At 72.2% G+C, this 11,788-nt stretch carries 9 protein-coding genes and 2 pseudogenes; 3 read left to right on the top strand and 8 right to left on the bottom strand.

The features are described from left to right. Positions 1 to 17: 17 nt before the first annotated feature. Together DEJ47_RS37690 and DEJ47_RS37685 are read right to left on the bottom strand one after the other, a co-directional pair. A pseudogene (locus DEJ47_RS37690) lies at positions 18 to 107 on the bottom strand (AraC family transcriptional regulator); the annotation flags it as partial. A gap of 262 nt (positions 108 to 369) precedes the next feature. Beyond that, positions 370 to 633: pseudogene (locus DEJ47_RS37685) on the bottom strand (AraC family ligand binding domain-containing protein); the annotation flags it as partial. An 80-nt stretch (positions 634 to 713) separates the two neighbouring features. Between DEJ47_RS37685 and DEJ47_RS28405 the strand changes: the two are divergent. From DEJ47_RS28405 to DEJ47_RS28395, 3 genes are all read left to right on the top strand, one after another. Further along, entirely contained in the window at positions 714 to 5,399 is a 4,686-nt protein-coding gene (locus tag DEJ47_RS28405) for an ATP-dependent helicase (protein ID WP_150172931.1), read from the top strand. A gap of 81 nt (positions 5,400 to 5,480) precedes the next feature. Continuing rightward, positions 5,481 to 6,281, top strand: coding sequence for an Fpg/Nei family DNA glycosylase (locus DEJ47_RS28400; RefSeq protein ID WP_150172929.1), 801 nt, complete (start codon positions 5,481 to 5,483; stop codon positions 6,279 to 6,281). A gap of 107 nt (positions 6,282 to 6,388) precedes the next feature. After that, the gene (locus DEJ47_RS28395) at positions 6,389 to 7,183 is read left to right on the top strand and encodes an SDR family NAD(P)-dependent oxidoreductase (protein ID WP_150172927.1); all 795 of its coding nucleotides are present in this window, start codon (positions 6,389 to 6,391) and stop codon (positions 7,181 to 7,183) included. On the opposite strand, the gene DEJ47_RS37110 is transcribed toward DEJ47_RS28395, so the two are convergent. The 6 genes from DEJ47_RS37110 to rimO form a co-directional block, all read right to left on the bottom strand. Beyond that, a complete protein-coding gene (locus tag DEJ47_RS37110; protein ID WP_398337099.1) occupies positions 7,131 to 7,493 on the bottom strand; it encodes a hypothetical protein in 363 nt (120 codons plus the stop codon). The two genes, DEJ47_RS28395 and DEJ47_RS37110, sit on opposite strands and share 53 nt — an antisense overlap. 272 nt (positions 7,494 to 7,765) lie before the next feature. Further along, complete coding sequence (locus tag DEJ47_RS28385) at positions 7,766 to 8,236, bottom strand: Dps family protein (protein WP_150172923.1); 471 nt, start codon at positions 8,234 to 8,236, stop codon at positions 7,766 to 7,768. Between the two features lie 205 nt (positions 8,237 to 8,441). Beyond that, positions 8,442 to 8,816 carry a helix-turn-helix domain-containing protein gene (locus DEJ47_RS28380; RefSeq protein WP_055564110.1) on the bottom strand — a complete coding sequence of 125 codons (375 nt, stop codon included), beginning with the start codon at positions 8,814 to 8,816 and terminating at the stop codon, positions 8,442 to 8,444. Positions 8,817 to 8,925: 109 nt separating this feature from the next. Beyond that, positions 8,926 to 9,498 (bottom strand): CinA family protein, encoded by a 573-nt coding sequence (locus tag DEJ47_RS28375; protein WP_398337097.1) that lies wholly within the window; start codon positions 9,496 to 9,498, stop codon positions 8,926 to 8,928. 71 nt (positions 9,499 to 9,569) lie between these two features. Beyond that, positions 9,570 to 10,268 carry a CDP-diacylglycerol--glycerol-3-phosphate 3-phosphatidyltransferase gene (gene pgsA / locus DEJ47_RS28370; RefSeq protein WP_150172920.1) on the bottom strand — a complete coding sequence of 233 codons (699 nt, stop codon included), beginning with the start codon at positions 10,266 to 10,268 and terminating at the stop codon, positions 9,570 to 9,572. Further along, on the bottom strand, positions 10,265 to 11,737 hold the full coding sequence (gene rimO, locus DEJ47_RS28365; RefSeq protein ID WP_150172918.1) for a 30S ribosomal protein S12 methylthiotransferase RimO: 1,473 nt from the start codon (positions 11,735 to 11,737) through the stop codon (positions 10,265 to 10,267). Before rimO ends, pgsA begins: the two co-directional genes overlap by 4 nt. Positions 11,738 to 11,788 lie beyond the last annotated feature (51 nt).

Below are 11,788 nucleotides of genomic sequence, written 5' to 3'. Positions count from 1 at the left end.
CCCACTGCGAGGGCCGCCTCGGCGGGCGACGTGCCCGCGTCGAGCAGATGGCGGGCCCGACGCACGCGCGCGTCGGTGAGCCAGGCGTGCGGCGGCATCCCGTACATGTCCCGGAAGGCGCGCAGCAGAGCGAAGGAGCTCTTGCCGAGCGCGGTGGCGAGCCGCTTCAAGCTCGGCGGATCGGCGGATCGGCGGATCGGCGAGATTCTCCTCGAGGACTGTACGCGCGCGTGCCGCGGTCCTGGCGCCCGCCGTGCGTACCGTGCGCTGCGGCAGATGCCCGCCGTTGCGCCGGAGCAGCCGCGTCACCGCCACCCGGAGCAGCGTATCGGCGACGACGGCGGCGACCACGTCCGGTGCCGAGTAGACCGCTCCGTACCGCCGGCCCCCGGGGTCACCGGCCCGGCCCGTGTGCGGGGTGTCGGGGTTGACCAGGGCGAGGCAGCCAGGCCCCGCGTGCCGGTCGGCACCGCTGTGGCGGAAGATCTCGACGCCCTCGGCGATCGCCGCGATCACGAAGTGGTCGTGGGTGTGGCGCGCGACGATCCGGCGGACGTAGCGGGCGCGCAGCAGGGCGACGTCGGGCAGCGCCGCGTACCGCCAGCGCCGCGCCTGTTCCGCCGAACCCGCCATGCCTTCCATGCTGCGACGGACGCGCGACCTCATCTCCGCAGGTCGGCGCCGATGTCAGTGGCGGGGTGCACGATGGGGTCATGGTCAGCTCCGCGTCCAGTGCTCCCGGCGCCTCCAGCGCTCTTGACGGCTTCTCCCCCGCGACCCGCGGCTGGTTCACGGGTGCCTTCTCCGCGCCCACGTCCGCCCAGGCCGGGGCGTGGCAGGCCATCCGCGAGGGCTCGGACGTGCTCGTCGTCGCGCCCACGGGCTCCGGAAAGACGCTGGCCGCGTTCCTCGCCGCTCTCGACCAGCTGGCGTCGACGCCGCCGCCGGCCGACGCGAAGAAGCGCTGCCGGGTGCTGTACATCTCGCCCCTGAAGGCGCTCGCCGTCGACGTGGAGCGCAATCTGCGCAGCCCGCTGACCGGCATCCGTCAGGAGGCGGTGCGTCTCGGCATGCCCGAGCCGGAGGTGCGGGTCGGGATCCGTTCGGGTGACACTCCGGCCGCCGAGCGCCGTGCGCTGTCGACGCGTCCGCCGGACATCCTGATCACCACGCCCGAGTCGCTCTTCCTGATGCTCACGTCGGCGGCGCGGGACGCGCTGACCGGCATCGAGACGGTGATCCTCGACGAGGTCCACGCGGTCGCGGGCACCAAGCGCGGCGCCCATCTCGCCCTCTCCATGGAGCGGCTCGACGAACTGCTGCCCAAGCCCGCGCGGCGCATCGGTCTGTCGGCGACGGTGCGGCCGGTGGACGAGGTGGCGCGGTATCTGTCCCCGAAGCGCAAGGTGGAGATCGTCCAGCCGGACTCCGGCAAAGAGTTCGACCTGTCGGTGGTCGTTCCGGTCGAGGACCTCGCGGAGCTGGGCGGCTCCCCGGTCAGCGACTCCGGGGAAGGGCCGGGTGCCGAGGCGGAGCGCCCGTCGATCTGGCCGCACGTCGAGGAGCGCATCACCGACCTCGTGCAGGCGCACCGCTCCACGATCGTGTTCGCCAACTCGCGTCGGCTCGCCGAGCGCCTGTGCAACCGCCTCAACGAGATCGCGTACGAGAGGGCGACCGGCGAGGCCCTCCCCGAGGACCATTCCCCAGCGGAGCTGATGGCGGAGTCGGGCGCCGCCAAGGGTGCCCCGCCGGTCCTGGCGCGCGCCCACCACGGATCGGTGTCCAAGGAGCAGCGTGCGCAGGTCGAGGAGGACCTGAAGGCGGGCAGGCTGCCGGCCGTCGTCGCCACGTCCAGTCTGGAGCTGGGCATCGACATGGGCGCGGTCGACCTGGTCGTGCAGGTCGAGTCGCCGCCGTCGGTCGCGTCCGGGCTCCAGCGCGTGGGCCGCGCGGGCCACCAGGTGGGCGCCGTCTCGACGGGAGTCGTCTTCCCGAAGTACCGGGGGGACCTGGTCCAGGCCGCGGTCGTCACGGAGCGGATGCGGACCGGCTCCATCGAGTCCCTGCGCATCCCGGCCAACCCTCTGGACGTGCTGGCCCAGCAGCTGGTCGCGATGGTCGCACTCGACACCTGGCAGGTCGACGACCTGCTGGCGGTGGTCCGCCGCGCGGCCTCCTTCGCGTCGCTCCCCGAGTCCGCGTTCACCGCCGTGCTCGACATGCTCGCCGGCCGGTATCCCTCCGACGCCTTCGCCGAGCTGCGGCCGCGCGTGGTCTGGGACCGCGTCGCGGGCACGGTCACCGGACGGCCGGGGGCGCAGCGGCTCGCGGTCACCTCCGGAGGCACGATCCCCGACCGCGGTCTCTTCGGGGTGTTCCTCGCGGGCGCCGACCCCAAGAAGGGCGGCGGCCGCGTCGGAGAGCTCGACGAGGAGATGGTGTACGAGTCGCGGGTGGGTGACGTCTTCACCCTCGGCACGAGCTCCTGGCGCATCGAGGACATCACGCGCGACCGCGTCCTCGTCTCCCCCGCACCCGGCGTCCCTGGACGACTCCCCTTCTGGAAGGGCGACCAGCTGGGCCGCCCGCTCGAACTGGGCCGCGCCCTGGGCGCGTTCCTCCGGGAGGTCGGCGCGCTCTCGCAGGAGGACGCGCGCGCACGCCTCCTCGCCACCGGGCTCGACACGTGGGCCGCCGACAACGTCCTGTCGTACCTCGGTGAACAGCGCGAGGCCTGCGGGCACATCCCCGACGACCGCACCATCGTGGTGGAGCGGTTCCGCGACGAGCTGGGCGACTGGCGGGTCGTCGTGCACTCCCCCTTCGGAGCCCAGGTGCACGCTCCGTGGGCCCTCGCCCTCGGCGCCCGCCTCACGGAGCGGTACGGCATGGACGCCCAGGTCATGCACGCCGACGACGGCATCGTGCTCCGCCTCCCGGACGCCGACCTCATGGGCTTCGACCTGCTCGACCAGGAGCCTGCCGCGCCCCCGGTGGAGTACGACGCGGACACGCCCCCCGTGGGCGCCGGTGACGTCACCTTCGACAAGGGCGAGGTCAACCAGATCGTCACCGACCAGGTGGGCGGCTCCGCGCTGTTCGCCTCGCGCTTCCGCGAGTGCGCCGCCCGCGCGCTGCTGCTGCCGCGCCGCAGCCCCGGCAAGCGCACCCCGCTGTGGCAGCAGCGCCAGCGCGCCGCTCAGCTCCTCGAAGTGGCCAGCGAGTTCGGGTCCTTCCCCATCGTCCTGGAAGCGGTCAGGGAGTGCCTCCAGGACGTCTTCGACGTACCGGGCCTGACCGAGCTGATGGGCGACATCGAGTCGCGCCGCGTCCGGCTCGTCGAGATCACCACCCCGGAGCCCTCCCCCTTCGCCCGCTCCCTCCTGTTCGGGTACGTGGCGCAGTTCCTGTACGAGGGCGACTCCCCCCTCGCCGAGCGGCGGGCCGCGGCCCTCTCCCTGGACTCGCGGCTGCTCGCCGAACTCCTCGGTCAGGCGGAACTGCGCGAGCTGCTCGACGCCGATGTCCTGACGGAACTGGAGCAGGAGCTCCAGTGGCGCACCGAGGACCGCCGTGTCAAGGACGCCGAAGGCGTCGCCGACCTGCTGCGGCTCCTCGGCCCGCTCACCGCGGCCGAGCTGACCGAGCGCGGCGCCGCGCCTGAGTGGGCGGAGGAGCTGGCGGCCGCACGCCGTGTCATCCGGGTCCGCATCGCGGGCGCCGAGCACTGGGCGGCCATCGAGGACGCGGGACGGCTGCGGGACGCCCTGGGCACCGCCCTGCCCGTGGGCGTACCCGAGGCCTTCACGGAGCCCGTCAAGGACCCCCTGGGCGACCTCCTCGCCCGCTTCGCCCGCACGCACGGCCCGTTCACGTCCGCCGCGGCCGCGGCCCGCTTCGGACTCGGCGCCGCGGTCACCGAGGGCGCGCTGCAGCGCCTCGCGGCCAACGGCCGTGTCGTGCAGGGAGAGTTCCACCCGGCGGGCATCGGCCAGGAGTGGTGCGACGCGGCCGTACTGCGCCGGCTGCGCCGCCGCTCCCTCGCCGCCCTGCGGCACGAACTGGAACCGGTGCCGCCCGCCGCTCTGGCTCAGTTCCTGCCCCAGTGGCAGAACCTGAGCAAGCACAGCCTGCGCGGTATCGACGGCCTGGTGCGCGCCATCGAGCAGCTGCAGGGCGCCACCGTTCCCGCCTCCGCCCTGGAGAAGCTTGTCCTGCCCTCGCGCGTGACGGGCTACAACCCGGCCATGCTCGACGAACTGACCGCGGCCGGCGAGGTCATCTGGGCGGGCGCCGGTTCCCTGCCGGGAAAGGACGGCTGGGTCTCCCTGTATCTGGCCGACACCGCGCCCTTGCTCCTGCCGCCCCCGCACCCTCTGGAGCTCACCGCACTGCACCAGTCGATCCTGGACACCCTCTCCGGAGGGTACGGACTGTTCTTCCGCCAGATCGCCGACCAAGTGCGCGCCACCACCCACCCGGACGTGCTGGATCCCCAACTGGCCGACTCCATCTGGGAGCTGTCCTGGTCTGGCCTGCTCACGAACGACACACTCGGCCCGATGCGCTCGCTCCTGGGCTCCGGGCGCACCGCGGGCTCCACGGCCCACCGCGCCAAGCGCGGCGTCCCGCGGGGGCGCTACGGAAGCCTCACCGCCGCCGCCCGCACCGCATCGCGCACCGGCCCGCCCACCGTCGCGGGCCGCTGGTCCCTGCTCCCTCCCCGGGAGCCCGACCCGACCCTGCGCGCCCACGCCCTGGCCCGTGCCCTCCTGGACCGGCACGGTGTCGTCACGCGCGGCGCGGTCGCGGCCGAGGGGGTCGAGGGCGGCTTCTCGGCGGTGTACCGCGTCCTGTCGGCCTTCGAGGACAGCGGTCAGGCGCGTCGCGGCTACGTGGTCGAGGGGCTCGGCGCCGCCCAGTTCGCCATGGACGGGGCCGTGGACCGGCTCCGTGCCACCGCGAACTCCCGCGACCGCACGGACGGTTCGCGGCCCTCGGACGCACAGGCCGCGGTGGTCCTCGCCGCCGCCGACCCCGCCAACGCGTACGGCGCCGCGCTGCCCTGGCCCGAGCCGCCGAACGGCGCGAGCCACAAGCCGGGCCGCAAGGCCGGTTCACTGGTCATCCTGGTCGACGGTGACCTGACGCTCTACATGGAGCGCGGCGGCAAGACACTCCTCGCCTGGCCCGCCGCCCCGGACGCCCCGATCGCCGACGACCCCCGCCTGCACGCCGCCTCCGAGGCGCTGGCCGGAGCCGCCCGCGCGGGCTCCCTCGGCACGGTCACGGTGGAGCGGGTCAACGGCGCCGCCGCGCTCACGTCCCCCTTTGCCCCCCTCCTGGAGGGAGCCGGTTTCCACGCCACACCGCGCGGACTGCGGCTACGCGCGTGAGCAGCCCCTACAGCCTCACCCCAGCGCCCGCCGCCCCCGTCCACATCGCCCCCCTCACCCCCGTCATGCCACCCTGGACCCATGCCCGAAGGTGACACGATCCACCAGGCGTGCCGACGCCTGCACGCCGCCCTTGCGGGGCACACGATCACGCGCTCCGACCTCCGCGTCCCCAAGCTCGCGACGGTCGACCTCACAGGGCGCGCCATCCTGGACGTCACCCCGCGTGGAAAGCACCTCCTGACCCGTATCGAGGGCGGCCTCACCCTCCACTCGCACCTCCGGATGGACGGCTCCTGGCAGCTGTACGCCCCCGGAGAGCGCTGGCGCGGCGGCCCCTCGTACCAGATCCGGGCGATCCTCGGCACCGCCGAACGCACCGCCGTCGGCTACCGCCTGCCCGTCCTGGAGCTGCTCCGCACCGCCGACGAGGACAAGGTTGTGGGCCACCTGGGCCCTGACCTGCTGGGCCCCGACTGGGACCCGGAGCGGGCCCTGCGCAACATCCTGGCGGTGCCCGACCGCGCCCTCGGCGAGGCTCTCCTGGACCAGCGCAACCTCGCGGGCATCGGCAACGTGTTCAAGAGCGACATCTGCTTCATCCTCGGCGTCACCCCGTGGCTCCCCGTCGGCGAGCTCTCCGAAGAGACGGCCGCCCGCGTGCCGGACCTCTCCAAGAAGCTCCTGGAGGCGAACCGGGACCAGCCCAACCGCACCACCACGGGCCGCGACCGTCCGGGCCAGCGCCTCTTCGTCTACGGCCGCGCGTCCCGCCCCTGCTGGCGCTGCCGCACCCCGATCCGCCGCGCCCAGCAAGGAGACGGCTCCCGCGACCGCCCCACGTACTGGTGCCCCACCTGCCAGCAGGGCCCGACCCCCTGACCCGCACCCCGACATCGCGCACCACGCACCACGCACAGAACCCCCGCCAGCATCGCGCGCCACCGCACTAGTTGACGACCCGTCAGAAACCGCCGTACCGTCCCGTCATGCCCGTCAAGGCGTACGACCTCACCGGACGCACCGCATTCATCACCGGCGCCGCCAGCGGCATCGGCCGCGCGACGGCACGACTCCTCGCGGAAGCGGGCGCCGCCGTGCACTGCGCCGACCGCGACGAGCAAGGGCTTCAGGAGACCGCCGCACTCATCACCGAAGCGGGCGGCACCGCCACCGCACACCCCTTGGACGTGTCCGACAGGGCACAGGTCGACCGGGCGGTGACCGCGGCAGCCACACCCCGCCTCGACATCCTCGCCGCCATAGCAGGCGTCATGCACAGCAGCCCGGTCCTGGAAACCCGCGACGAAGACCTCGACCGTGTCATGGCCATCAACTTCAAGGGCGTCCTGTACGCCTGCCAGGCCGCGGCCCGCACGATGGTCGACGCAGGTTCCGGCGGCAGCATCATCACGATGGCGTCGGGCGCCGTCGACACGGGCGCCCCCGGACTCCTCTGCTACGGAGCGTCAAAGGCGGCCGTCGTCCAGCTCTCAAAAACTTTGGCCACGGAGCTCGGCCCGCACGGCATCCGTGTGAACGTCGTCGCACCGGGATGGATCCGTACTCCCATGACGACGACAACGCGCCCCGGCACCGAACAACAGGCGCAGGCGCATCAGCAGACACACACCGAACGCACCATGGTGCGCATGTCGCCGCTCGGCCGTGTGGGCGAACCGGACGACATCGCGCACGCCGTGCTGCACCTGGCGTCGGACGCCGCGTCCTTCACGACGGGCCAGATCCTCCGCCCGAACGGCGGCGTCGCCATGCCCTGGTAGCCCGCACCCTCAGAGCGCGCGCCCGCACCCGCCCGGCCGACACGACGGCCCGTCCCCACCACGCGAGAGCCGTACGTTCCCCGGGCCACCGCAGTTCCCCGTCGGGGCGCCGCGCGTACTGCGCGGGGTCCGCTCCCCTGGCCGCTCTCGCCTCATCCAGCGCGCGGGCCCTGGGCACGCAGTGCACGGGCAGCACACTCAGTCCCCAGCCACCGGCGGCGACCGCGCCCTCCAGAACTCCCGCGTCGGGCGAGAAGGCGAGCCGCAGCACGCCCCACCACCACAGAGCGCCGAGCGCCAGGAAGGGCACCCACCGTACGGTCCGCCATGTCACGGCTGTCCCGTTCACGGCTGCCACAGATGCCACCTCCCGCCCAACGCGAGATCGACGCTAAACGCCGGGGTTCACCCCATGGGAGGGCGTATCGGCGGCGCCTGGAGCGCGACGGGAAGCATCCGCCCCGCCGCACGCCCCACGACGCCCGCACGCCCCAATGCGCCCGCATACCGCAAGGCGCCTGCACGCTTCACGGCGCACGAACAGTCACGTCCTCCCATGGGAAGCGCCCTCACGCGCGTGGGTCAGCTGTTCTCCGCCTGGAACATCCAGTGGTGCTTCTCCAGGTCGGCCGTGATGCCGATGAAGATGTCCTGGCTGACCGGGTCGGCCTCGCCCGTCGCCTCAACGCGCTCACGCATGCGCGTGATGACCGCGCCGAGCGCGTCCACGAGCGTCCCGACCGCGTCGACGTCCTTGACCCAGCCCTCGGGAACCTTCCCGATGCCACTGCTCTGGGACACGGTCGCCGCGCGCCCGTCGGGCGAGACACCGAGCGTGGATGCACGCTCCGCGACGGTGTCCGAGTGCTGCCTTGCGGTGTCCACGACCTCGTCGAGCTGCAGGTGCACGGAACGGAAGCGCGGGCCGACCACATTCCAGTGGATCTGCTTGGCGACCAGTGACAGGTCGACCAGGTCCACGAGCGCACCCTGCAGGGCCTCCGAGACCGCCTTGAGATCCGCGTCGGACAGCGGGCTCTTCACGACGTACATCTGTCTCCTCCAACACACGAGCGAATGAGGTAAATCCCCACCAACCATGTCACAAAATAACCAAATAGGTCGATTCGCGAATGGCTGACCCCAGACCATGCGGTACAGGGCTCAGGCGGGCTTACCTCAACAAACGGAAGCCCCGACCGGGTACCCGGTCGGGGCTTCCACACACTTCACAGAGCCGCTCAGGAGCAGCGTCGCATCACGCCGCGACGACGTCGACCGCCTCCGCGGGTGCCTTGATCGTGACCCGTTCCGGTGGCACACCGGCCACGGAGACGGAATTGAGCATCGAGCGAACCGGCGCGCGCACCGGTTCGGGGACTGCTGCAGACTCAGCCAGCTCGGCGAGCGACAGTTCGTCGCTCACTTCACGCATGAGCTCGGACATCCGTACGTCAAGCGCGTCGCAGATCGCGGAAAGCAGCTCGGAGGAAGCCTCCTTCTGCCCCCGCTCCACCTCGGAGAGATAGCCGAGCGAGACTCGGGCGGACGAGGAGACTTCGCGCAGAGTACGGCCCTGGCGCTGGCGCTGCCGACGCAGCACGTCACCCAGCAGGCGACGGAGCAGAATCATCGGTGGCTCCCTCCTCGGACCGCGTAGCCGCATCCTTCACGCCCCACCGTACCGCCTTGCGCGGCGGCCGTGCGGGGAGCGATGTCGTGTTCACTCAGGGCTGCAAACATCAATTCCCCCCGTTCTGTTCCGTATCCTGTGCCCGCCCATTCCCGGAACGTTCTCCGGACAGCCGCTCGAGAAGCAACGTGAGCACGCTGCGTACGCTCTCCATACGGATTTCCGAACGGTCACCGTTCAACCGCAGGGCGGCCACTTTCCCACGCGCTCCGCCATCGGCGTAACCGCGCATGCTTTCGAAATCGGGCCCGTCAACCACGCCGTCCGGCCCCGCGACCGCCACGTAGACGGTCCCGACCGGCTGCCCGTCCTGCGGCTCGGGCCCGGCGACCCCGGTCGTGGCGAGACCCCAGTCCGCACCGAGAACCCGGCGCACACCGTCCGCCATCTGCCGCGCGACCTCGGGATCCACGGCCCCGCGCTCGTCCAGCAGAGTGCCGTCGACCCCGAGCACGTCCCGCTTCAGCTCCGTGGCGTACGCGGTGACCGATCCGCGGAAGACCTTCGAGGCGCCCGGCACCGCCGTGATCTCGGCGGCCACCAGGCCTCCGGTCAGCGACTCGGCCACGGCGAGCGTCTCACCGCGCGCGGCCAGCAACCGCACCAGGCCGACAGCCGGCAGACCGGCGGTCGACGGACCGGCGGTCGACGGACCGGCAGCCGGCACACCCTCGGCCGAGAGCCCGCGGGACGTCACTTCGCTGCCTCCCGGGCGGACTCCGCAGCCGCCGCACGCGCCTCGGCCATGCCCTGCCTGCGCAGCACGATGGCCTGCTTCACATAGTCGAGCCCCGTCACCACGGTCAGCACGACGGCGACGGCCATCACCCAGAACCGCAGGGTCGCGAGCGGCCCGGTCAGGGCAAGAACGTACATCCCGACCGCCGTGCCCTGCGCCAGCGTCTTCATCTTTCCGCCGCGACTGGCCGGAATGACGCCGTAGCGGATCACCCAGAATCGCAGCAGCGTGATCCCGAGCTCGCGCCCGAGGATCACCCCGGTCACCCACCAGGGCAGATCACCGAGCCAGGACAGACAGATCAGCGCCGCCCCCATGATCGCCTTGTCGGCGATGGGGTCGGCGATCTTCCCGAAGTCCGTGACCAGGTTGTATGTGCGCGCCAGGTGACCGTCGAAGAGGTCGGTGATCATGGCGATGGCGAAGGCGGCCCAGGCGAACGAACGCCACGCCGGGTCGTACCCTCCGTTGCCGAGCAACAGCATCACGAAGCCGGGCACGAGCAGCAGCCGCACCATGGTCAGCAGGTTCGCGACGTTCCACAGGCTGGCCTGATTCACCGCCGCGGCGCCCAGCTTCCCGCCGCGCACCGGCTTGGCGCTCGACGCGCCCTGAGCGCCGGAGCTGCCCGCGGGTGCCGGGACTCCTGTCATCTGCGGGCCTCCTCGAGACACTCGGCCACCAAGTCCACGCCCTCCGTGCCGACGACCTTTGCCACGACCATACGGCCGACCTGCAAGGCATCCCCGCCGGCGGTGCCCGTCAAGCGGATCTGACCGTCCGTCTCGGGGGCCTGGTGCGCGGCCCGGCCGAGGGGGCCCTCCTCCTCGTCGAGGGATTCGACGAGGACCTCGACGGTCTCGCCGACCCGCTCGTCGGCGCGCTGCGAGGTGAGCTCCTCGGCGAGCCGGGAGATGTGGGCGAGCCGCGCGTCGACGACGTCCTGGTCGAGCTTCGCGTCGTACGTGGCCGCTTCGGTGCCCTCCTCGTCGGAGTAGCCGAAGACGCCGATGGCGTCCAGGCGCGCGCCCGTGAGGAAGCGCTCGAGCTCAGCGACGTCCGCCTCGGTCTCGCCGGGGAAGCCGACGATGAAGTTGGACCGGACGCCGGCCTGCGGCGCCTTGGAGCGGATGGTGTCCAGGAGCTCCAGGAAGCGGTCGGTGTCGCCGAAGCGCCGCATGGCACGCAGGACACCGGGCGCGGAGTGCTGGAAGGACAGGTCGAAGTAGGGCGCGATCTTCTCCGTCGACGTGAGGACGTCGATGAGGCCGGGGCGCATCTCGGCGGGCTGCAGATAGCTGACGCGCACCCGCTCGATGCCGTCGACGGCGGCCAGCTCGGGGAGCAGCGTCTCCAGGAGCCGGATGTCACCGAGGTCCTTGCCGTACGAGGTGTTGTTCTCGGAGACGAGCATGACCTCCTTGACGCCCTGCTCGGCGAGCCAGCGGGTCTCGCCCAGGACGTCGGAGGGGCGGCGCGAGATGAACGAGCCGCGGAAGGACGGGATGGCGCAGAACGAGCAGCGCCGGTCACAGCCGGAGGCCAGTTTCACGGAGGCGACGGGGTTGGTGCCGAGGCGGCGGCGCAGCGGGGCGCGCGGCCCGGACGCGGGCGCGACACCTTCGGGGAGGTCCGCGGGCGCCGCGGCGTCAGCGTGGCCGGGGAGCGCGACGTCCGCCTTGGCCAGCTGGCGCTCGGCAGGGCTGATCGGCAGCAGCTTGCGCCGGTCGCGGGGGGTGTGGGCCTCGACGCTGCCGCCGCTGAGGATCGTCTGGAGGCGGCCGGAGATGTCGGCGTAGTCGTCGAATCCGAGCACGCCGTCGGCCTCGGGCAGCGCCTCGGCGAGCTCCTTGCCGTAGCGCTCGGCCATGCAGCCGACCGCGACGACGGCCTGGGTCTTGCCGTGACCCTTCAGATCATTGGCTTCGAGGAGGGCGTCGACGGAGTCTTTCTTGGCGGCTTCGACGAAGCCACAGGTGTTGACGACGGCGACGTCCGCGTCCTCGGCGTCCTCGACGAGCTGCCAGCCGTCCGCCTCCAAGCGGCCTGCGAGCTCCTCCGAGTCCACCTCGTTACGGGCGCAGCCAAGGGTGACAAGGGCGACGGTGCGGCGTTCGGGCATGGTCTCAAGACTACTTCGTCCGCGCCTCGGCCCCCGCCGCCAGGGTTACCC

This window comes from Streptomyces venezuelae, from assembly GCF_008642355.1.
Taxonomy (GTDB): Bacteria; Actinomycetota; Actinomycetes; order Streptomycetales; family Streptomycetaceae; genus Streptomyces; species Streptomyces venezuelae_B.
Note: the sequence above shows the minus strand (reverse complement) of the source record. Positions and strands in the feature narration are given on the sequence as shown.